Origin of the sequence: Cupriavidus sp. 2TAF22 (assembly GCF_052115045.1) — a bacterium.
Lineage (GTDB): Bacteria > Pseudomonadota > Gammaproteobacteria > Burkholderiales > Burkholderiaceae > Cupriavidus.
In genome coordinates, this window is record NZ_JBFRFX010000042.1 from 32,716 (window position 1) to 52,565 (window position 19,850).

The 19,850-nt window shown below is 67.7% G+C and carries 19 protein-coding genes; 14 read left to right on the top strand and 5 right to left on the bottom strand.

All coding sequences use genetic code 11. The features are described 5' to 3' along the window. The first annotated feature begins 340 nt into the window (after positions 1 to 340). The 5 genes from AB4Z48_RS33155 to AB4Z48_RS33175 all read left to right on the top strand — a co-directional run bounded on the left by AB4Z48_RS33155 (position 341) and on the right by AB4Z48_RS33175 (position 5,029). Complete coding sequence (locus AB4Z48_RS33155) at positions 341 to 1,021, top strand: 3-oxoacid CoA-transferase subunit A (protein ID WP_441621893.1); 681 nt, start codon at positions 341 to 343, stop codon at positions 1,019 to 1,021. Positions 1,022 to 1,041: 20 nt separating this feature from the next. Beyond that, positions 1,042 to 1,686 (top strand): 3-oxoacid CoA-transferase subunit B, encoded by a 645-nt coding sequence (locus tag AB4Z48_RS33160; RefSeq protein WP_441621895.1) that lies wholly within the window; start codon positions 1,042 to 1,044, stop codon positions 1,684 to 1,686. 53 nt (positions 1,687 to 1,739) lie between these two features. Then, entirely contained in the window at positions 1,740 to 2,942 is a 1,203-nt protein-coding gene (gene pcaF, locus AB4Z48_RS33165; RefSeq protein WP_441621897.1) for a 3-oxoadipyl-CoA thiolase, read from the top strand. 209 nt (positions 2,943 to 3,151) lie between these two features. After that, a complete protein-coding gene (locus AB4Z48_RS33170; RefSeq protein WP_441621899.1) occupies positions 3,152 to 3,883 on the top strand; it encodes an SDR family NAD(P)-dependent oxidoreductase in 732 nt (243 codons plus the stop codon). 126 nt (positions 3,884 to 4,009) lie between these two features. Then, positions 4,010 to 5,029: a Bug family tripartite tricarboxylate transporter substrate binding protein gene (locus AB4Z48_RS33175; protein WP_441621901.1), complete on the top strand. Its 1,020-nt coding sequence runs from the start codon at positions 4,010 to 4,012 to the stop codon at positions 5,027 to 5,029. Positions 5,030 to 5,240: 211 nt separating this feature from the next. On the opposite strand, the gene AB4Z48_RS33180 is transcribed toward AB4Z48_RS33175, so the two are convergent. Beyond that, positions 5,241 to 5,462: a hypothetical protein gene (locus AB4Z48_RS33180; protein ID WP_441621903.1), complete on the bottom strand. Its 222-nt coding sequence runs from the start codon at positions 5,460 to 5,462 to the stop codon at positions 5,241 to 5,243. A 342-nt stretch (positions 5,463 to 5,804) separates the two neighbouring features. Here AB4Z48_RS33180 and AB4Z48_RS33185 point away from each other — a divergent pair, with 342 nt between their 5' ends. Next, the gene (locus tag AB4Z48_RS33185; RefSeq protein ID WP_441621905.1) at positions 5,805 to 6,347 is read left to right on the top strand and encodes a PadR family transcriptional regulator; all 543 of its coding nucleotides are present in this window, start codon (positions 5,805 to 5,807) and stop codon (positions 6,345 to 6,347) included. 54 nt (positions 6,348 to 6,401) lie between these two features. Here AB4Z48_RS33185 and AB4Z48_RS33190 read toward each other — a convergent pair whose 3' ends face one another. Together AB4Z48_RS33190 and AB4Z48_RS33195 are read right to left on the bottom strand one after the other, a co-directional pair. Then, positions 6,402 to 7,397 (bottom strand): NAD(P)H-dependent flavin oxidoreductase, encoded by a 996-nt coding sequence (locus tag AB4Z48_RS33190; RefSeq protein ID WP_441621907.1) that lies wholly within the window; start codon positions 7,395 to 7,397, stop codon positions 6,402 to 6,404. A gap of 101 nt (positions 7,398 to 7,498) precedes the next feature. Next, on the bottom strand, positions 7,499 to 7,873 hold the full coding sequence (locus AB4Z48_RS33195) for a nuclear transport factor 2 family protein (RefSeq protein WP_441622005.1): 375 nt from the start codon (positions 7,871 to 7,873) through the stop codon (positions 7,499 to 7,501). Positions 7,874 to 8,221: 348 nt separating this feature from the next. Here AB4Z48_RS33195 and AB4Z48_RS33200 point away from each other — a divergent pair, with 348 nt between their 5' ends. Then, entirely contained in the window at positions 8,222 to 9,286 is a 1,065-nt protein-coding gene (locus AB4Z48_RS33200) for a tyrosine-type recombinase/integrase (protein ID WP_441622007.1), read from the top strand. A 134-nt stretch (positions 9,287 to 9,420) separates the two neighbouring features. Then, positions 9,421 to 10,440, top strand: coding sequence for a UDP-glucose 4-epimerase GalE (gene galE / locus AB4Z48_RS33205; RefSeq protein ID WP_441621909.1), 1,020 nt, complete (start codon positions 9,421 to 9,423; stop codon positions 10,438 to 10,440). A gap of 93 nt (positions 10,441 to 10,533) precedes the next feature. On the opposite strand, the gene AB4Z48_RS33210 is transcribed toward galE, so the two are convergent. Continuing rightward, complete coding sequence (locus AB4Z48_RS33210; RefSeq protein ID WP_441621911.1) at positions 10,534 to 10,839, bottom strand: H-NS histone family protein; 306 nt, start codon at positions 10,837 to 10,839, stop codon at positions 10,534 to 10,536. Positions 10,840 to 11,178: 339 nt separating this feature from the next. On the opposite strand from AB4Z48_RS33210, the gene AB4Z48_RS33215 reads away from it, so the two are divergent. From AB4Z48_RS33215 to AB4Z48_RS33225, 3 genes are all read left to right on the top strand, one after another. Next, a complete protein-coding gene (locus tag AB4Z48_RS33215) occupies positions 11,179 to 11,790 on the top strand; it encodes a flavin reductase family protein (RefSeq protein ID WP_441622009.1) in 612 nt (203 codons plus the stop codon). Between the two features lie 140 nt (positions 11,791 to 11,930). Then, a complete protein-coding gene (locus AB4Z48_RS33220) occupies positions 11,931 to 13,676 on the top strand; it encodes a methyl-accepting chemotaxis protein (RefSeq protein WP_441621913.1) in 1,746 nt (581 codons plus the stop codon). Positions 13,677 to 13,811: 135 nt separating this feature from the next. Further along, positions 13,812 to 15,761: a putative bifunctional diguanylate cyclase/phosphodiesterase gene (locus AB4Z48_RS33225; protein ID WP_441621915.1), complete on the top strand. Its 1,950-nt coding sequence runs from the start codon at positions 13,812 to 13,814 to the stop codon at positions 15,759 to 15,761. Positions 15,762 to 15,813: 52 nt separating this feature from the next. On the opposite strand, the gene AB4Z48_RS33230 is transcribed toward AB4Z48_RS33225, so the two are convergent. Beyond that, positions 15,814 to 16,566, bottom strand: a complete 753-nt coding sequence (locus tag AB4Z48_RS33230) for a hypothetical protein (RefSeq protein WP_441621917.1) — start codon at positions 16,564 to 16,566, stop codon at positions 15,814 to 15,816. Between the two features lie 473 nt (positions 16,567 to 17,039). Here AB4Z48_RS33230 and AB4Z48_RS33235 point away from each other — a divergent pair, with 473 nt between their 5' ends. The 3 genes from AB4Z48_RS33235 to AB4Z48_RS33245 all read left to right on the top strand — a co-directional run bounded on the left by AB4Z48_RS33235 (position 17,040) and on the right by AB4Z48_RS33245 (position 19,765). Next, positions 17,040 to 17,423, top strand: coding sequence for a response regulator (locus tag AB4Z48_RS33235; RefSeq protein WP_441621919.1), 384 nt, complete (start codon positions 17,040 to 17,042; stop codon positions 17,421 to 17,423). Positions 17,424 to 17,592: 169 nt separating this feature from the next. Further along, positions 17,593 to 18,069 (top strand): chemotaxis protein CheW, encoded by a 477-nt coding sequence (locus AB4Z48_RS33240; RefSeq protein ID WP_441621921.1) that lies wholly within the window; start codon positions 17,593 to 17,595, stop codon positions 18,067 to 18,069. 46 nt (positions 18,070 to 18,115) lie between these two features. Then, positions 18,116 to 19,765 (top strand): methyl-accepting chemotaxis protein, encoded by a 1,650-nt coding sequence (locus AB4Z48_RS33245; RefSeq protein ID WP_441621923.1) that lies wholly within the window; start codon positions 18,116 to 18,118, stop codon positions 19,763 to 19,765. Positions 19,766 to 19,850 lie beyond the last annotated feature (85 nt).

Genomic DNA, 19,850 nt, shown 5'->3' on the forward strand with positions numbered 1-19,850 from the left:
CGTGCCGCCGGGCCGCCAGGCCGCGGGCCGCATCGCGGCAGGGGTGTCCGGCTAACGCACAAGCGATTTGCCGGCGCCTTGACCGCCTTCCGAGCGGGGGTGTAATCTGTTCATTGTGCGAATTGAGGTTCGCAATTAGAACAAACCAGAATAATAAGAAAAACCAAATTCTGTTGGATTCGTGTCCGGCAGCACGCTCCTGCGGCAATCGCGGGGCGGGCGGGCCGGATGGCCCTTCCGGCAGGACTGTCCGGAGACAGCGTTTCCTGCGCCGCCTGATGTTCCCTCCTTGGCGGCCGGTCCCGGGTAGTTCGTCCGGGCTTTCGGAACTGGAACGCAAGTGATCAACAAGCTATTCGACTCGGTGGAAGCGGCCATGGCCGACATCCACGACGGCGCCACCATCCTGATCGGCGGCTTCGGCATGGCCGGCATGCCGGCACAGCTCATCGACGCCCTCATCGCCCAGGGCGCGCGCGACCTGACCATCGTCAACAACAACGCCGGCAACGGCGACACGGGGCTGGCCGCGCTGCTCAAGGCCAAGCGCGTGCGCAAGATCATCTGCTCGTTCCCGCGCCAGGCCGATTCCTACGTGTTCGATTCGCTCTACCACGCCGGCGAGATCGAGCTGGAACTGGTGCCGCAGGGCAACCTGGCCGAGCGCATCCGCGCCGCCGGTGCCGGCATCGGCGGTTTCTTCACCCGCACCGCCTACGGCACGCCGCTGGCCGAGGGCAAGGAAACCCGCATCATCGACGGCCAGGGCTATGTGTTCGAAAAGCCCATCCACGCCGATTTCGCCCTGATCAAGGCGCAGCGCGCCGACCGCTGGGGCAACCTGACCTACCGCAAGACCGCGCGCAACTTCGGCCCGATCATGGCGATGGCTGCCAATTGCCCCATCGTGCAAGTCAGCGAGATCGTCGAACTCGGCGAACTGGACCCGGAGCACATCGTGACCCCGGGCCTGTTCGTCAAGCGCGTCGTCAAGATCGACGCCGGCAAGACCCCCGTCTGAGCGACAAGGAGATCCAGAACATGCAACGCCTGACCCGCGATCAGATGGCCGCCCGCGTGGCCAAAGACATTCCCGACGGTGCCGTGGTCAACCTCGGCATCGGCCTGCCCACCCTGGTCGGCAATCACCTGCCGGCCGACCGTGAAATCCTGCTGCACAGCGAGAACGGCCTGCTCGGCATGGGCAAGGCGCCCCCCGCCGGCGAGGAAGACGGCGACCTGATCAACGCCGGCAAGCAGCCGGTGACGGTCAAGGCCGGCGGCTCGTATTTCCACCATGCCGACTCCTTCGCCATGATGCGCGGCGGCCACCTCGACTTCTGCGTGCTGGGCGCCTTCCAGGTGTCCGAGAAGGGCGACCTGGCCAACTGGCACACCGGCGCGCCCGGCGCGATCCCGGCCGTGGGTGGTGCCATGGACCTGGCCATCGGGGCCAAGCAAGTGTTCGTGATGATGGAGCACCAGACCAAGCAGGGTGAAAGCAAGATCGTGCCGCAATGCACGTACCCGCTCACCGGCATGACCTGCGTCACGCGCATCTACACGGACCTGGCCACCATCGACGTCACGCCCGAAGGGCTGGTGGCCCGCGACCTCGTCGAAGGCCTGTCCTTCGAGGAACTGCAGGGCGTAACCGGCGTGCCGCTCAAGCAGGCCGCCGCCTGACCGGCAAGCGCCATCCGCACCACGCTTTCACATACAAGCAAGAGAGAGACAACATGACCGAAGCCTTTATCTGCGACGCCATCCGCACCCCCATCGGCCGCTACGGCGGCAGCCTGTCCGCGGTGCGCCCGGACGACCTGGGCGCGGTGCCGCTCAAGGCGCTGATGGCGCGCAACCCGAACCTGGACTGGTCCGCCATCGATGACGTCATCTACGGCAACGCCAACCAGGCCGGCGAAGACAACCGCAACGTGGCGCGCATGTCGCTGCTGCTGGCCGGCCTGCCGCAAAGCGTACCGGGCGCCACCATCAACCGCCTGTGCGGCTCCGGCATGGACGCCACCGGCACCGCCGCGCGCGCCATCAAGTCCGGCGAAGCCGGCCTGATGCTCGCCGGCGGCGTGGAAAGCATGAGCCGCGCCCCGTTCGTGATGGGCAAGGCCACCAGCGCGTTCTCGCGCGACGCGCAGATCTTCGACACCACCATCGGCTGGCGCTTCATCAACCCGGCCATGCGCGCGGCCTACGGCGTGGACTCGATGCCCGAGACCGCCGAGAACGTCGCCACCGACTACAAGATCAGCCGCGAAGACCAGGACCTGATGGCCATGCGCAGCCAGGAAAAGGCCTCGCGCGCGCAGGCCAACGGCACGCTGGCGCAGGAAATCACCGCCGTGACGATCGCCCAGAAGAAGGGCGACCCGCTCGTGGTAGACCGTGACGAGCACCCGCGCGCCACCAGCATGGAAGCGCTGGCCAAGCTGCGCGGCGTGGTCCGCGCCGACGGCACCGTGACCGCCGGCAACGCCTCGGGCGTCAACGACGGCGCCTGCGCCATCCTGCTGGCCAGCGAAGCTGCCGCCAAGCAGCATGGCCTGACCCCGAAGGCACGCATCGTCGGCATGGCCACCGCCGGCGTGGCGCCGCGCGTGATGGGCATCGGCCCGGCGCCGGCCACCCAGAAGCTGCTCAAGCAGCTCGGCATGACCATCGACCAGATCGACGTGATCGAGCTGAACGAAGCGTTCGCCGCGCAAGGCCTGGCCGTGCTGCGCGAACTGGGCGTGGCGGACAACGACGAGCGCGTCAATCCCAACGGCGGCGCGATCGCGCTGGGCCACCCGCTCGGCATGAGCGGCGCCCGCCTGGTCACCACCGCCATGTACCAGCTGCACCGCACCGGCGGCCGCTTCGCGCTGTGCACGATGTGCATCGGCGTGGGCCAGGGCATCGCCATGGTGATCGAACGCGTCTGATCGCTGCAGTCTTGCCGCGCGCCCGCGGACTCCGCGGGCGCGCGGCGCTAAAGAACACCGACCTACCGCCGTTAGCCTGGGCTGGATGTACAGGCTGATGACGTTTCCCAACGCAAGAAGCAATGCGACAGGGCCGACTGGCTCGCCGGCTCTCGTCGCATCCCCTTTTGGCATGACCCGGCGCAGGCTTGCGCCGGTCGGAGCAAACGATGTCTCTTCCCGTTGCCACGCTCGTTACCGGCGCAAGTTCCGGTATTGGCCGCGCCATCAGCGAGATGCTGCTGGCCGACGGCGTGACCCAGGTGGTCAATGTCGACTATGTCGCCCCCGCCTGGTCCCACCCGAACATGACCTTCTTCCAGGCTGACCTGACCGACGCCGCCGCGACCCGCGCCGTGGCCGAGCAGGTGGTCTCGCGCTTCGCCGTCACGCGGCTGGTCAACAATGCCGGCGCCACGCGCCCCGGCACTGCCGACACCGCCCGCGTCGAAGACCTCAACTACGTGGTCGGGCTGCACCTGCAGGCCACCATGCTGCTGACCCAGGCCTGCCTGCCCGCGATGCGCGCGGCGGGTTTCGGCCGCATCGTCAACATGGCGTCGCGTGCCGCGCTGGGCAAGCCCGAGCGCGTGGTGTATTCCGCCACCAAGGCCGGCCTGATCGGCATGACCCGCACGCTGGCCATGGAACTGGGCGGCGACGGCATCACCGTCAACGCCGTGGCGCCGGGCCCGATCGCCACCGAGCTGTTCCGCAACAGCAACCCGGACGGCAGCGAGCAGACCAAGCGCATCCTGGCCAGCATCGCGGTCAAGCGCATGGGCACGCCGGAAGACGTCGCGCGCGCTTCGATGTTCTTCCTCTCGCCGGAGAACGGGTTCGTGACCGGCCAGGTACTCTACGTTTGTGGTGGCACCACGCTTGGCGTCGCCCCCGTGTAAGCCCGGGGCGTGGGCGCGGCCAAGGTGCCGCGGCGTCATCACGCCGAAGCAGTTCATCAGTCAATAACTAAAATGACGGCCCGGGCCACGAGCGCGGGCCGATAAGCGATTTATCCTGGAGCAAACATGAAATCCGATTCCCAAGCACGCACCCCGCACGCCAATACGCGCCGGCGCCTGCTGGCTGCTGGCGTGGCGCTGGCAGCGACCTTCGCCGGCGTGACCGGCAGCGCCTTCGCCCAAGGCACCTACCCGACCAAGCCGATCACCCTGATCGTGCCGTTCTCGGCAGGCGGTACCACCGACATCCTGGCCCGCATCGTCGGCCTGCAACTGGGCAAGGCGCTCGGCCAGCCCGTGGTGATCGACAACCGTCCGGGCGCTGGCGGCAATATCGGCGCATCGCTGGCGGCCAAGGCGCCTGGCGACGGCTACACGCTGTTCATGGGCACCATCGGTACCCACGCCATCAACCAGTCGCTGTACTCCAAGCTGCCGTACGACCCGGTCAAGAATTTCGCGCCGATCTCGCGCGTGGCCATGGTGCCGAACCTCGTGGTGGTCAATCCCAAGGTGCCGGTCAACAACATCAAGGAACTGATCGCCTACGTCAAGGCCAACCCGGACAAGCTGTCGTACGGTTCGTCGGGCAGCGGTTCGTCGATGCACCTGTCGGGCGAGCTGTTCAACTCGATGACCAACCTGCACATCCAGCACGTGCCGTACAAGGGCAGCGCCCCCGCGGTCAACGACCTGCTGGGCAACCAGATCGGCCTGATGTTCGACAACATGCCGTCGTCGTACCCGCACGTGAAGGCTGGCAAGCTGCGCGCCATCGCCGTGACCTCGGCCAAGCGCTCGCCGGCCCTGCCGAACGTGCCGACCGTGGCCGAATCCGGGGTGCCGGGCTATGAAGCCACTTCCTGGTTCGCGCTGTACGCCACGGCCGGCACGCCGCAACCGATCGTCGACCGCCTCAACGCCGAAGTGGTGAAGATCCTGGCGATGCCGGAAGTGAAGAAGCAGATGGCGGACCAGGGTGCGGAGCCGCATCCGGAGAAGCCGGCGCAACTGGCCGCGTTCATGAGCGCCGAGACCGCCAAGTGGGCCAAGGTGGTGAAGGCTTCCGGCGCGACGGTGGACTGATCCGCCAGCTGTCCTGCCGTTTGTCCAGCCCGCGGTCGGGGACAACAGTCCCCGCCGCGGGTTTGTCATTTGTGCGCGCCCGATGCCCGGCAGCAGGACGAAAAAAAGCCCGCGGGCAGCGCGGGCTTAATTCCGGCCCATGATCTGGGCAGGAGGAGACAACAAACAACAGAAGAGCGTCAGGGACGCATGCCCCAGATGAGGCTGTATCTCAGACGAGGCTGTATTTGACGACCTGTTCTTCAACGCCGACAAAGCGCACCAGCTGCCGCAAGCCGCTGGCATATTCCTTGATGTGGTGGCCTTCGGGCGTATCCGGCAGGCGGTAGTACACGGGTGTGGATGCTGCCGGTGGAGGCTGTGCCGCCGGCCTGGCGGCGTCGGCTTCCCACGGGACATCCCGGTCTTCGGCGAAATCTGCTTGTCCTTGCATGGACCACTCCTGATCGATGGATTCGCATGCCATGCGCCGCGGCCGAATAGCGGTCCCAGGCATGCAAAAGATGACTATGTCTGCAAATGTATTGCAGTCGATCGGAAAATGCCATTTCGCATTATTTAACTCTGGTCCGATCTTTGCTTCAATTTGTCATAGGCCATGCAATTAACGGCCTGGATTGCGCGGCATTGAGGCTGGCTGGCATCGATCCGGCCCGGCGGCCGGCGGCGGAGTCTGCGCGCGAGCGGCTATGCGCTACCATACGCGCTCGCCATCCCGGCCATGCGGCTCGCCGGCTTCATATTGCCGGACCGCCTCCACGTCACGCCTTCTTGCATGTCCGTTCAGCACGCACTCCTGACTTCCCTGCTGGAAAAGCCGTCCTCCGGCTACGAGCTGGCACGCCGTTTCGACCGTTCGATCGGCTATTTCTGGCATGCCACGCACCAGCAGATCTACCGCGAGCTGGGCCGCATGGCGGAAAGCGGCTGGATCGCCGCGGAGGAAGGCGAGGGCGACGCGCGCAACCGCAAGAAGGTGTATTTCGTGCTGCCGCCGGGGCGCGACGAACTGGCGCGCTGGGTGCTGGCGCCAACCGCCGGGCTCGACCAGCGCGACGAGATCCTGGTGAAGCTGCGGGCGGACGCGGTGATCGGCCCGCTTGGGCTGGCGCCTGAAATGGCGCGCCTGATCGGTTTGCACCGCGAGCGCCTGGACACTTATCGCAAGATCGAAGCGCGCGACTTTTCCGCCGCCGAGCCGACGCGCGCGCAGCAGTTGCAGCATGCGCTGCTCAAGCGCGGCATCCGCTACGAAGAGGGCTGGGTGGAGTGGGCCGAGGAACTGCTGCCGCTGCTGGAGCAGGGCGGCGCGGCCTGAGAGGGCGCGCGCGGCCCGGCGCGCAAGGCGCCGGGGCCGCGCGGTGACAACGGATCAGGCCAGGTCGGCCGCGGTCGTGGCGGGCGCCGTTTGCGGGGCCAGGCCGAGCCGGCGGCGCGCGAGCGCGTATTCCTCGGCGAAGCGGCGCACCAGCTCGGCGGCAGGCACCACGCGCTTGATCGCGCCCACGCCCTGGCCGGCGCCCCAGATGTCCTTCCATGCCTTGGCGCTGCCCGAACCGAAATTCATCTTGGACGGATCCGATTGCGGCAGGCCTTCCGGATCGAGCCCTGCATTGACGATGCTCTGGCGCAGGTAGTTGCCATGCACGCCGGTGAAGAGGTTCGAGTAGACGATGTCGGACGCGCTGCTGTCCACGATCATCTGCTTGTAGCCCGTCTGCGCGTTGGCTTCCTCGGTGGCGATGAAGGCCGAGCCCACGTAGGCCAGGTCCGCGCCCGCCGCCTGCGCGGCAAGGATGCCGTCGCCGCTGGCGATGGCGCCCGACAGCAGCAGCGGGCCGTCGAACCACTCGCGGATCTCATGCAGCAGTGCGAACGGCGACAGGACGCCGGCATGGCCGCCGGCACCGGCGGCGACCGCGATCAGGCCGTCCGCGCCTTTCTCGATGGCCTTGCGCGCGAAGGCGTTGTTGATGATGTCATGCAGCACGATGCCGCCATAGGAATGCACGGCGTCGTTGACTTCCTTGCGCGCGCCCAGCGAGGTGATGACGATGGGCACCTTGTAGCGCACGCACAGTTCCAGGTCGTGGTCCAGGCGGTCGTTCGACTTGTGCACGATCTGGTTGACCGCGAACGGTGCCGACGGCCGGTCGGGGTGCCTGGCGTCATGCTCGGCCAGTTCGGTGGTGATGCGGTCCAGCCAGTCGTTGAGCACCGGGCCCGGGCGTGCGTTCAGCGCGGGGAAGGAGCCCACCACGCCGGCCTTGCACTGGGCGATGACCAGGTCGGGGTTGGAGATGATGAACAGCGGCGAGCACACCACCGGCAGGGAAAGGCGGTTCTGGAGGATGGCGGGAAGGGACATGGCGATCAGCGCAAGGTTAGGTCAGTGGAGCGGAGCGGAAAGAATCCGGAATTGAAGGAATGCGGCGGCAAGCGGCGCGGGTCCGGCGCGGGTCCGGCGCGTCAGGCGCCTTGCAGGGCTGCCTTCTGGCTGGCCAGGCGCGCGCCCATGGCGGCGGCAAGCGCGTCGAGGCCGCTCTTGGGGCGCACCATGACTTCGAAGTCGTCGATCTTGCCGTCCGCGTTGAAACGGATCATGTCGATGGCCTTGACGGACTTGCCGTCCACCTTGGCGCTGAACTCCAGCACCACGCTGTGGCCGTCGTCGCTGACGAAGCAGCGGTGGTAGCGGAAGTCCTGGAAGACCTGGTTCACGGTCTCCAGCACCATGCGCAGCGCGACGCGTCCCGGGTAGGGCGTGTGCGCCACCGGCGAATGAAACACGACATCGTCGGCGACGATGCTGTCCAGCTCGGCCATCGAATGGGTGGCGATCATCCGATGCCAGGTGGCCAGCGAGGCTTGCGCCGCTGTGCTCAGGGCTGCTTGGTTCACGGTGTCTTCTCCGGGTTGGCCAAGGGCGCGCGCGGCGCCTCGGCATCGTTCTTCAGCGTTGTCTGCAAGCTTGCTATGCAACCAGTTGCATAGCAATGCAGTGAAAGGTAGCAGCCCGGGCGCGCAAATGCAACAAGGCGCGGTGGCAGTGCCGCTCAAATGCCCGCCGCAGGCGTCGTGCGCTGCGCTTGATGCGCGCTTGCGGGTGCCGCGGGGCTCGGTCTTTTGTGGCGATTTGTCTACAATACGGCCATTGCCGCAACCAACGCAGGAGCGCGCGTGAAGACCAACATGAGCGCCGACGGGCTGACTTCCGCCCTCTTCGATGCGGACCTCGACGCCTGGCGCAACCAGCCGGAGCGCGCCTTCGACGGCTGGCTTGCCCGCCACGGCTTTCGCCAGGGCACCGCCGTGGTCTACCGGTCCATGTGGGGCAAGCTGCTGCGCTGGTCGGGCGAGCGCGGCGTGGCGCCGCTGGCCTGGTCCGCCGAGCAGATCGGCGCCTTCCTGGACGAGCAGGACCTGCACAAGCACCACCGCTACCGCTACGCGCGCCTCATCGAGCGCGTGTTCCATCACCTGTCGCAACTCCAGGATGGCTTGCACAACCCCGCCAGCCAGGCCGTGCGCGCACATCTCGCCGAAGGCGAGAACGATCCCACGGCCTTCCTGCTGCCCGCCGAGCGGGACATCCTGATCGCCCGCGTGCTTGCTCCGGCGGCCGCGTCGCCGTTGACGGATGGCAAGGACGGCAAGGACGGCAAGGACGGCAAGGACGGCAAGGACAGCGGCAAGCCTTCGCCCACCCAGTGGAAACGCGCGCGCGACGCCGCGCTGGTGGCGGTGCTGCTGGGCGCTGGCCTGAAGGTCGGCGAAGCGCGCATGCTGCGCACCGACAGCATCGAGGCGGATGTCTCTGTCCTGCGCCTGGTGCGCGCCGACAACGGGCGCGCCTATGCGGCGCCGGTCTTCCCCTTCGCCCGGGCGGCGGTGCTGGCGTGGCTGGAAACCCGCGCGGCCTCCGGCACGCACGGCGACCTGGTATTCCCGGCAATGCCCAGCGGCCGGCCCCTGCACGCGGCTTCGCTATACCGCCGCGTGGAGATCCTGCTCGACGAGGCCGGCGTGCTGGCGGAGCGCAGCGAACGGGCTTCGCCGCAGACGCTGCGCAATACCTGCTGCGCGCTGCACTTCGAGGCCGGCGCGAGTCCCGCCGAGGTCGCCCAGCGCCTGGGCATGCGTGACCTGGAATCGGGCTGGCGCCTGCGCACCGCTTTCGAGGCCTGGCAGGCCCGCGCCGGCCTTGTGCCCGCACAAAATCCTGCCACCGCCCCGGGCGCGCCGGACTTGGCCTGATATGCTTAGCCGTCACTTCCGAGGCGCCGGCCCGGCCTTGGTCCGGCTTCCGGGGCAGCTTGTGCGCGACGGGCACGACCGGAGCCACTGCAGCGCCTTTTTAGCCACTTTCATAACCTCATCGATGAATCGCCATGTCTGAAACACTGCTGCTCACGGGAGCCACCGGTTATATCGCCTCGCACACCTGGGTCGCCTTGCTCGAGGCCGGCTATCACGTGATCGGCCTGGATAATCTCTGCAACAGCAATCGCGTCGTGGTCGAGCGGCTGGCGCAGATTACCGGCCAGCGCCCGCATTTTGTGGAAGGCGACGTGCGCGACCGCGCCCTGCTGGACCGCTTGTTCACGGAACACCGGATCTCGGGGGCGATTCATTTCGCGGCGCTCAAGGCCGTGGGGGAATCGGTCAGCAAGCCGCTCGATTATTACGACAATAATCTCAATGGCCTGCTCACGCTGTGCTCGGCGATGAACGCGGCCGGCGTGAAGCAGCTCGTGTTCAGCTCGTCCGCCACGGTTTATGGCAATCCGCACACGGTGCCGATCCTCGAGGACTTCCCGCTCTCGGCCACCAATCCCTACGGCCAGACCAAACTGATGAGCGAACAGATCCTGCGCGACCTGGAGCGCGCCGACCCGGCATGGCGCATCGCTTACCTGCGCTATTTCAATCCGGTGGGTGCGCATGAAAGCGGGCTGATCGGCGAAGACCCGGGTGGCGTGCCTAATAACCTGATGCCTTATGTAGCGCAGGTGGCCGGCGGCCGACGCGAGAAGCTGATGGTCTATGGCGGCGATTATCAGACCGGCGACGGCACCGGCGTGCGGGACTACATCCACGTCAGCGACCTCGCGGACGGCCACCTTGCCGCGCTGGTCTACCTGCGCGACAAGCAGCAGTGCCTGACCGTCAACCTGGGTACCGGCCGGGGCTACAGCGTGCTGGAAGTCGTGGCGGCCTACCAGCGCGCCAGCGGGCGTCCGGTGCCGTACGAGATCGTCGCGCGCCGGCCCGGCGATATCGCCGCGTGCTATGCGGATCCGGCGCTGGCGCAGTCGCTGATCGGCTGGCGCGCCAGGCACGATCTCGACCGCATGTGCGTGGATTCGTGGCGCTGGCAGTCCATGAACCCGCTGGGTTTCGCCGGCTGAGCGGTCTGGCGCTGCTCAGGCAGCAAGTAAAACGGCCGGGCATTAGCCCGGCCGTTTTACTTCGCGCGGGGAAAACCCCGATCTCAGCCGATCTCAGCCGATCAGGAAGTCGTCGATATTCTTGCCGGCGGCCAGCGCCTGCGTCAGCCAGCCCGGACGCTTGCCACGGCCGGTCCAGGTATTGCCCGCGCTGTCGCGGTAGCGTACCGGCACCTTGCGGGTGGCCTTCTTGCTGGCGGCCGGCTTGGTACCGAAGCCGAGGTCGTCGGCGGTCAGTCCATATTGCTCAATTTTCTCGCGAATATCGGCGATGACGGAAGCCTGCTCGCGCGCCTTGATTTCCTCGGCCTGCTTTTGGAGTTCGCTGATTTTTTGAACAATTTCCTGATAAGTCGCCATTACGAGCCTCGATTTACTGGGTTAGCGGGTGAGAGTGAGACGATTATAACGGCGCCCGGCGATTCTGCATATGCCCGTGCCGGCGGAAAAGAGAATTCTGATAAATCGATGCCGAGGCCCAATTAATGAACTTCCGTGCGAATCGCAGGTCACCGTGCACCCGGGATTTGTCGCGGTCGCGCTGCGCGGCCGGAAAATCCACGCGCCGGCCATTTGCATTGTTTTGCCGGGCAATCGGAAATAACCCTCGCCGGCGTATTGGCGCACGCCGGCGAGTGCGTTTGCTGCAACAATAGCGGCCTCATTGCAAATCAGGCTCTCCCGCGCATCATCATTGCCATGTCATCCGATCTCACCGACACCGCAGCCAACATCCCCGCACGCCTTGTCCCCGTGGAACTGGCCAAGGCTTACCGCCTGCTGAACCACGGGCCCGTGACGCTGGTGACCAGTGCGCACGGCGCCAGGCGCAACGTGATGGCCGCCTCCTGGGCCATGCCGCTCGATTTCCAGCCGCCCAAGGTGGCAGTCGTCATCGATGCGCGCACCCTCACGCGCGAACTGGTGGACGCGTCCGGCGAGTTCGCCCTGAACATTCCGGCGCGGCCGCAGGCCGCCGCCACGCTGGAGGTCGGTTCGCACTCCGGCCGCGAGGCCGACAAGTTCGCGGCCGCAGGCCTGGCGACATTTCCGGCCCGGGAAATTGCCGCGCCGCTGCTGGCGGGATGCCTGGCATGGCTTGAATGCCGGGTGATTCCCGAGCCGCATAATGCCGCGCGCCATGACTTGTTTATTGCCGAGGTGGTTACTGCCTGGGCCGACTCCGCCGTATTTTCCAACGGCCGATGGCATTTTCCGGATAGCGAGTGCCGTTCGATACACTATCTGGCCGGCGGGGCATTTTTTGCCACAGGCGAGGCGTTCCAGGTCGAAACGGGAGGGGGCGGCTGAGCCGCGTGCCGCGCACGGCACCTTGCTCAAGGATTCTCGCGGGCTCGCCGTTATCTGCCCTGAGCGGGTCGCAGGGGTGTCGATCCGCCGGGCCGGGGCCGGAGGAGGCCCCGCGCGTTCCTTACCGTATCGGGTGCTTCATGTCTTTCCATAACAATATCCAGATCAAAACCTTGCTGCGCGGCGCAATGGCCGTGCTGTCGCTGCTGCTCGTGCTCGTCGGCGCGGCCGGCCTGTACGGAATTTCGCACAGCAATGACGCACTCCAGGAGACCTACGGTAACCAGCTGGCCTCGGCGCAGGCACTGAGCGAGACCATGCTTGGCACCACCCGCATGCGCCTGGCGCTGGACCGTGGCGTGATGCCGGGCGAACCCGGCGACGGCAAGGTGGCGGTGGACCGCTCGATGGTCTTCATCGACGGCGCCGAAGCTGCCTGGAAGCGTTATGCCAGCCTGCCGCAGAGCGCGGAGGAAAAAACGCTGGCGGATGATCTGGAGCGCAAGCGCCGCGATTTCATGGAAAAGGGCATCAAGCCCCTGCAGAAGGCGCTGCTGGAGAACAACGCGGAGCAGGCGCTGACGATCGCCAAGAAGGAACTGCCGGATATGCAACGCAGCATGGCAACGGCCTATGAAGCCCTGCAGGGGTACCAGATCCGCACCGGCGAGTCCAACTTCAATGTCTCGCAGACCCGCTTCGAGCGCGTGCGCATGCTGTCGTTCGCGCTGGTCGTGGCCGGCCTGCTGGTGGCCGCGCTTTGCACGGCGGCCCTGCACCGGGCCATCGTGCGGCCGGTGGAGGAGGCGCTGTCGGTGTTCGAGCGCATCGCCGCCGGCGACCTGACTTCGCGCATCGTCAATGTGTCGCGCAACGAAGTCGGGCGCATGATGCAGGCGCTGTCCGCCATGCAGGACAGCCTGTCGAATATCGTGTCGCAGGTGCGCGGCGGCACCGATTCGATCGCTTCGGCCACCAAGCAGATCGCCACCGGCAACCTCGACCTGTCCCAGCGCACCGAGGAGCAGGCCTCCTCGCTGGAGCAGACCGCCGCCAGCATGGAAGAGCTGACCACGGTGGTGCGCCAGAATGCCGATAACGCGCGGCAGGCCGGCGTGCTGGCCGGCGACGCTTCGCAGATCGCCCTCAAGGGCGGCAACGTGGTGGGCCGCGTGGTCGATACCATGAACGAGATCAGCGGCTCGTCGCGCAAGGTGGTGGAGATCATCGGCGTGATCGAGGGCATTGCCTTCCAGACCAATATCCTGGCGCTCAATGCCGCGGTGGAAGCCGCGCGCGCCGGCGAGCAGGGCCGCGGGTTCGCCGTGGTGGCAGGCGAGGTGCGCAGCCTGGCGCAGCGCTCTGCCGCCGCCGCGAAGGAAATCGAGGCCCTGATCAGCGAGTCCGGCCAGCGCGTCGAAAGTGGCACGCGGCTGGTGGCGGAAGCCGGCCAGACCATGGGCGAGATCGTCGACGCGGTCAAGCGCGTCACCGACATCATGAACGAGATCAGCGCGGCGTCGCAGGAGCAGACCAGCGGCATCGAGCAGGTCAACCAGGCGGTCACGCAGATGGACGAGGTCACGCAGCAGAATGCCGCGCTGGTCGAGCAGGCAGCGGCCGCGGCGGGTGCGCTGGAAGAGCAGGCGCAGAAGCTCGACGGCGTGGTGTCCGTGTTCCGGCTCTCCGGCGGCCAGGCCGCCGCGGCGTCCGTGGCGCGGGCAAGCGCGCCGGTTGCGCGTGTTCCGGTGACTGCGGCAGCCGCGCCCCGGCGCCAGCCTGCCACGCCTGCGCGACAGCGCAAGGCGGTCCAGCGCGTGGCGCCGATGGTGCGTCCGCAGGCCCTCGGGGCCGGCGCCGGCGGCGACGACTGGAGCGCGTTCTGAGCCATGGCGGTGCGCTTGCAGCCGTTTTCCTTTTCGGGGAAGGCCGCGTGATGCGATGATGCGGGTCTCGCGCCCGCGTAGATCTCTTCGTCGCGCCATTTTCGCCCCCAATTTTTGCGCAGCTTGCTTATTGACATGAGTGCTAGCCTTCTGCTGCTCGCTGCCCTCTCCGGCCTCGCGGTCGGATTGGGCATTCGCGCAGCCAAGCCGGACCGGGAGCTGGCGCGCGGCCCCGCCAGGACGCTGCATTGGGCGTTCCTGCTGCTGTCGCCTGCCTCCGTGGGCCTGCCGCTATGGGTCGCCCTGGGTTCCGGCAGCCTGCGCGTGACGCGCGAGGTGTCGCAGACCGCGGCGGCCCTGGCCGTGACCGCCGCGCTGACGCTGGCGGTTCCCTGGCTGCGCCGCAAGCTGCCGATGCTGCGGGCCGGAGCGTTGCTGGGCATGCTGGCCGGCGCCGGCGTGGTGGTGGCCGCGGGGGCCCGCCTGAGCACCTTGTGCAGCGACACGTCGCGCCGCACCGCCCTGTGCGGCGATGCGGGCATCGTCATGCAGCCAGCCTGGCTGGCCATGGGCGCGCTGCTGGCGTTGCCGCTCGGTTTCTTCTGGCTGCGCCGCGCCAACCTGCGCGGCTGGCGGCTCGCCAGCGCCAATGGCTACGGCGCGCCCGATGCCGGCGGGCTGGACGACATGCCGGACGAACCGCCCGTGGGCACGTCCAGCGGCGGCGCCATGCCGGTGCGCCGCCGGGGCCGCATCCCGGGCCGCCTGACCGTGCGCACGACCGCGCGCGGACAGGGCACGGTCGGCGAGTACAGCGTCAGCACCGACCTGCCGGACCGCGCCGCGTTTGCGCGCTGGCTCGACCAGTCGATCGCGCAGGCGCGGCTGGAAGAGACCGGCTGCGCCGTGCTGCTGGTGCATATCGCCGATTTCCGCGAAGTCGACGAAGTCTTCGAGGTACGGGCTGACGATATCCTGGCCCAGGATGCCGGCGCCCTGGCGCAGGCCGCGCTCGAGCCACACGATTTCCTCGCGCGCCTGGCGCGCGACGAGTTTGCCGTCGGCGTGCCCGAACTGGTGCATCAGGGCCGCGCCAATGAGCTGGGTTCGCGCCTGCTGGGTTCGCTGGCGGAGTTTGTCGCCGCCCGCGGGCTGCAGATGCAGATCGGGGTGAACATCGGCATCGCCATCTACCCGCGCGACGCCCAGACCTCCGAAGCCCTGATGCAGGCCGCGCGGGTGAGCCTGAGCGAAGCGCGCGAAAGCGGCTCCAACCAGGTGCGCGTGTTCAATTCCGCGGCCGGCGAGCGCGCCCGGCGCATGCGCGTGATCCGGCGCGACCTCTGGCTGGCGATCCAGGACGACGGCCTCTCGCTGCAGTACCAGCCCAAGTTCGACGTGCGCCAGCGCACCGTGGTGGGCGCCGAGGCGCTCTGCCGCTGGCGCCACCCCACGCTGGGGCAGGTCAACCCGGCCGAGTTCATCACCGTGGCCGAACAGTCCGGGCAGATCGACAAGCTCGACGACTGGGTCATCGCCACGGTCTGCAAGCAGATCCGCCAATGGCAGGACGCCGGCATCCCGACCGTCCCGGTGGCCATCAATGTCTCGGGCCTGCGCTTTGCCAGCCGCGATTTCCCGCAATACCTGCTGGAGCAGATCCATCAGCACGACATCCCGCCGTCGGCGGTCACGCTGGAGATCACCGAGACCGCCGCGATGAAGGACATCGCGCAATCGCTCGAGACCCTGGTCGAGCTGCAGGCGCTCGGCATCCATGTGGCGCTCGACGATTTCGGCAGCGGCTACTCCAGCCTGGGCTACCTCAAGCGGTTGCGCGTGGGCACCCTGAAGATCGACCGCACCCTGATCGGCGGGCTCGACATGGACGCGCAAGGACGCGCCATCGTCGGCTCGATGGTGGCGCTGGCGCATGAACTGCGCATGCGCGTGGTGGCCGAAGGGGTCGAGTCGAGTTCGCAGCTCGACATCCTGGCCGCCATGGGTTGCGACGAGGTGCAGGGCTACCTGCTGTCGCATCCGCTCGACGCCGGCAGCTTCGCCGGTCTGCTGGCGGGCGCCTGAACCGCCAAGCGGCAGCGCTGGTGTCTTGCGTGCTTGTGCCGCTGAGCGCCGCTCAGCGCCGCGGCGTGTACGGCTCGGGCAGCGAGCCACCGGGCGGGAACAGGGCCAGCACGCGGGTGAAGCACCCGCTCTCGGGCACCAGCAGGGCAAAGCGGGTCTCGCAGTGATGTCCTGTCACTGCGCCCAGGCGCCGCAACTGCTGGCTGCATTGCACCAGCGACGGCAACCCGCGCGGCAGGTAGATGCTGGCCAGCAGGGCCTCGGGCTCGATGCGCGTGCGCCCGTGGAAGCGCGCCAGCTGCATCAGCAACGCATCGGACATGCAGGACTCGCTGCTGGTATCCAGGTGCAGTGCGAGGCCGAGCGCGTCACGGCTCGCCAGCGTCTGCACATCGCGCCACGACAGCGGCATCGGGCCGTCTCCCAGCACCGGCGCGAACAGCACCGAAGCCAGCAGCTCCAGGGTGTGCGGCAACGCCTGCGCGGTGGTCGGCACGATCGGCCCGCAGCCGGTGGCCGCGGCAGCGGTGCCATCGACCAGCACGGTGAGCACCAGCCGCTCGGGGTGGCGCAGCGAACGCAGGCGCTGTGCCAGCGTCGCGCCGATCTGCCGCTCGGCGATGACGATCTGCGCATCGGCCGGCTGGCGCGGGCGCCGCGACAGCCATTGCAGCCGACCGTCGAAGTCAGGCAAGGACGCCAGCAACACGTCCGGCGCTCCCTGCACGAGCACCGTGAGCTTGTCGGGCTGGCGCGCGTCGGGAGATTCCCGCTGGTTCCACGGGGGGGCTGGCAAGTTCGACATATGACGTTCCGATGGCTTTGCGGTGCCCGTTCGCGGTGACGCAGGCCTTCGCCTTGGCCGTCCAGGAGCGCGGCGCGGCTTGCAGCGGGCGCCGTAGTATGCCGGCTCAGCGACAAGCTGCTGCACCCCATGCAGGTAGGGTAAGCGCAATTCCGGCGATCGGTTAGGGCTGATGGACGGGGCATGGCCGCTGCCGCAACCGCGGCGCGATGGCCAGCCGTGATGATCGGTCGCCGGCACGCGCATCGGGCCTACGGATTTCGCCGCCGCTGCCGATATGCCCCGAGAGGGGCGCCGTTTGCACCGGCCATGCCGGCTTGCGCGCGGCGCCTGCTTCAGCCTCGTCGCCGGTGCGTGCGAAAACGCGCGCGGCGACCGCCGGGCCCACGCCGCCCGGGGCAAGAACGAACACTGGTCCACCGCGCCAGGCAGCGCGCCCGTGGGCTCACCATCGTGCTGTCAACGGAGCCGCCATGTCTTTGCCTCATATCCTTGTCGTCGACGATTCTCCCTCCCTGCGCCGCATGATCGGCGCCTGCCTGCGCGCGGGCGGCTACGTCGTCACCGAAGCCGCCGATGGCGACGAGGCGCTGGCCCAGGCGCGGCAGGCATCCTTCGGCATGCTGGTGACCGACCAGGTCATGCCAGGCACCGATGGCCTGACCCTGATCCGCACGCTGCGGGCCACGAGCGCCTATGCCGCCATTCCCATGCTCATGCTCACCACCGAGGTCGACAGCCACGTGCGTGAGCAGGCACGCGAGGCCGGCGCATCCGGCTTCCTGGCCAAGCCGTTCGATCCCGATCAGCTGATGGAAGCCGTCGGGGCGCTGCTGGACCCCACCAAAGTAGGGTGAATGCATCGGTATTGTTACCCTTCAGCCACGTCCCCGGCTGCCGTTAAGCAGTAAACGATATTCGTGCCTCGGCGGCGGCCGGGTCTCGGCCAGGCTGCCCGCCCGCGGGCGGGCCGGCCGTGGCTTTGGTCGCACCGCAGGGCCGGACTTGGCAAGCGGGAGCCAGTAAATGAAGAACGGGATCAAGACGGAAGGCGCAGGCGAGGAATTCCTCGCCTTCAGGCTGGGTGGCGAGGAGTACGGCATCGACATCCTCAAGGTGAAGGAGATCCGTGGCTACGAGAACGTCACGCAGATCGCCAACGCGCCGGAGTACCTGAAAGGCGTGATCAACCTGCGCGGCATCATCGTGCCGATCATCGACCTGCGCATCAAGTTCCGGCAGGCCAAGATCGACTATGACCAGTACACGGTCGTGATCATCGTCGAGCTGCACGAGCAGACCACCGGCATCGTGGTCGACGGCGTGTCCGACGTGCTGACGCTGGGCGCCGGCGAGATCCGGCAGGCGCCGCAGCTTTCCGGCGAGACGGAGTACATCCGCGGCATCGGCTCGGTCGAGAACCGCATGCTGATCCTCGTCGATATCGAGAAACTGCTGGACACCGAAGAGCTCGCGGCGCTTGAAGCAGCCGTGGCCGCCTGACGCGGAAGCGATCCACGCCAGCCCGACCCACGCAGTTTTTCCACACATGCGAAACAACCAGCCAGTAACGAACCGCGAGTACAAGCTCTCGCCTGACGACTATCTCATCTCCCGGACCGACCTGAAGGGGCGTATCACGTTCGCCAACCGCGCCTTCATCGAGGTCAGCGGCTTCGCGGCGGAGGACCTGCTCGGCGCGGCGCATAACCTTGTGCGCCACCCCGACATGCCGCCCGAAGCGTTTGCCGATCTCTGGCAGACCATCCAGGCGGGCCGTTCCTGGGTTGGCATCGTCAAGAACCGCCGCAAGGATGGCGATTACTACTGGGTGAACGCCACGGTCACGCCGACCGTGATCGACGGCCAGCTGGTGGGCTATACCTCCGTGCGCGCCACGCCGCAGCGCGAACAGGTCGAGGCGGCCGAGGCAGCCTATGCCCGCCTGCGCGAAGACCAGGGCCGCCGGCTGACGGTTCGCGACGGCGCCGTGGTGCGCCGTGGCCTGCCCGGCCTGGTCGGCAGCCTGCGCAAGTTCTCCCTCAGGCGCCGCATCCTGGTGTCGCAGGCATCCGGGCTGGTGTGGTTCCTGGCCGCGCTGGTGGCATTCGAGCTGCTGGCGGGCGATGCTGGCGCGAGCGCGCTGCGGCCATGGCTGTGGAGCGGCTTCGCGCTGGCGGTGGCGTCATCGTTCATCGCTGGCTCGCTGTTGCTGGCACGGGTGAACCGGCCGGTACGCGACATGCTGGACTTCGCGCTGCGCATGGGCGCCGGCGACCTCACTACGCACCTGGAGTACCGCGCGTCCGACGAGGTGGGCGCACTGGCGCGCGCCATGCGCACCATGCAGCGCAGCCTGCTTTCGGTGGTCGGCGAGATCCAGGAAGGCATGTCGAGCATCTCCTCGGTCACACGCCAGGTAGCCGCGGGCAACAGCGACCTGTCGCAGCGCACCGAGCAGCAGGCGGCCTCGCTGGAAGAGACCGCATCGAGCATGGAAGAGCTGACCAGCACCGTGCGCCAGAACGCCGACAACGCGCGCCAGGCCACCGGGCTGGCGGCCAATGCCTCGGAGACCGCGGTGAAGGGCGGCGAGGCAGTGGGCCGGGTGGTGCAGACCATGGACGAGATCACCGAGGCCTCGAAGAAGATCGTCGATATCATCGGCGTGATCGAAGGCATTGCCTTCCAGACCAACATCCTGGCCCTGAACGCCGCGGTGGAAGCCGCGCGTGCCGGCGAGCAGGGCCGCGGCTTTGCCGTGGTGGCCGGCGAGGTGCGCGGGCTCGCGCAGCGCAGCGCCAACGCCGCCAAGGAAATCAAGACCCTGATCGGCGAGTCCGAAGCGCGCGTGGCCAATGGCTCCGCGCAGGTGGACCAGGCCGGCAAGACCATGGGCGAGATCGTGCAGGCAGTCGAGCGCGTGACCGGGATCATGAGCGAGATCAGCGCGGCCTCGGCCGAGCAGAGCTCGGGCATCGAACAGGTCAACGAAGCCGTGGCGCAGATGGATCAGGTGACGCAGCAGAACGCGGCACTGGTGGAGCAGGCCGCGGCTGCGGCGGGTTCGCTCGAAGACCAGGCCGCGCGCCTGCGCGACACGGTGGCCACATTCCGCGTCAGCCTGCGCCCGGAGGCGCGGCCCGTGCGTGCGCGCCGCGAGCCGGCGCCGGGTGAACAAAGGCTGGCGCGAGCCTGAGGTGCGCAGGCTGCGGGGCCGGGCATCGTGCAGGCAAGTCAGGGCAAGCGAGTAGCAGGCGAGTAGCAGGCAGTGCATTGAAGTA

What these genes read in the sequence shown, in the direction of transcription:
- AB4Z48_RS33170 (WP_441621899.1), top strand. Translation starts at nt 3,152, where the DNA reads ATGTCTCTTCCCGTTGCCACGCTCGTTACCGGCGCAAGTTCCGGTATT.
- AB4Z48_RS33185 (WP_441621905.1), top strand. Translation starts at nt 5,805, where the DNA reads ATGTCCGTTCAGCACGCACTCCTGACTTCCCTGCTGGAAAAGCCGTCC.
- AB4Z48_RS33245 (WP_441621923.1), top strand. Translation starts at nt 18,116, where the DNA reads ATGCGAAACAACCAGCCAGTAACGAACCGCGAGTACAAGCTCTCGCCT.
- AB4Z48_RS33210 (WP_441621911.1), bottom strand. Translation starts at nt 10,839, where the DNA reads ATGGCGACTTATCAGGAAATTGTTCAAAAAATCAGCGAACTCCAAAAG.
- AB4Z48_RS33195 (WP_441622005.1), bottom strand. Translation starts at nt 7,873, where the DNA reads ATGATCGCCACCCATTCGATGGCCGAGCTGGACAGCATCGTCGCCGAC.
- AB4Z48_RS33230 (WP_441621917.1), bottom strand. Translation starts at nt 16,566, where the DNA reads ATGTCGAACTTGCCAGCCCCCCCGTGGAACCAGCGGGAATCTCCCGAC.
- AB4Z48_RS33180 (WP_441621903.1), bottom strand. Translation starts at nt 5,462, where the DNA reads ATGCAAGGACAAGCAGATTTCGCCGAAGACCGGGATGTCCCGTGGGAA.
- AB4Z48_RS33190 (WP_441621907.1), bottom strand. Translation starts at nt 7,397, where the DNA reads ATGTCCCTTCCCGCCATCCTCCAGAACCGCCTTTCCCTGCCGGTGGTG.
- AB4Z48_RS33215 (WP_441622009.1), top strand. Translation starts at nt 11,179, where the DNA reads ATGTCATCCGATCTCACCGACACCGCAGCCAACATCCCCGCACGCCTT.
- AB4Z48_RS33225 (WP_441621915.1), top strand. Translation starts at nt 13,812, where the DNA reads ATGAGTGCTAGCCTTCTGCTGCTCGCTGCCCTCTCCGGCCTCGCGGTC.
- AB4Z48_RS33235 (WP_441621919.1), top strand. Translation starts at nt 17,040, where the DNA reads ATGTCTTTGCCTCATATCCTTGTCGTCGACGATTCTCCCTCCCTGCGC.
- pcaF (WP_441621897.1), top strand. Translation starts at nt 1,740, where the DNA reads ATGACCGAAGCCTTTATCTGCGACGCCATCCGCACCCCCATCGGCCGC.
- AB4Z48_RS33160 (WP_441621895.1), top strand. Translation starts at nt 1,042, where the DNA reads ATGCAACGCCTGACCCGCGATCAGATGGCCGCCCGCGTGGCCAAAGAC.
- galE (WP_441621909.1), top strand. Translation starts at nt 9,421, where the DNA reads ATGTCTGAAACACTGCTGCTCACGGGAGCCACCGGTTATATCGCCTCG.
- AB4Z48_RS33240 (WP_441621921.1), top strand. Translation starts at nt 17,593, where the DNA reads ATGAAGAACGGGATCAAGACGGAAGGCGCAGGCGAGGAATTCCTCGCC.
- AB4Z48_RS33175 (WP_441621901.1), top strand. Translation starts at nt 4,010, where the DNA reads ATGAAATCCGATTCCCAAGCACGCACCCCGCACGCCAATACGCGCCGG.
- AB4Z48_RS33200 (WP_441622007.1), top strand. Translation starts at nt 8,222, where the DNA reads ATGAGCGCCGACGGGCTGACTTCCGCCCTCTTCGATGCGGACCTCGAC.
- AB4Z48_RS33220 (WP_441621913.1), top strand. Translation starts at nt 11,931, where the DNA reads ATGTCTTTCCATAACAATATCCAGATCAAAACCTTGCTGCGCGGCGCA.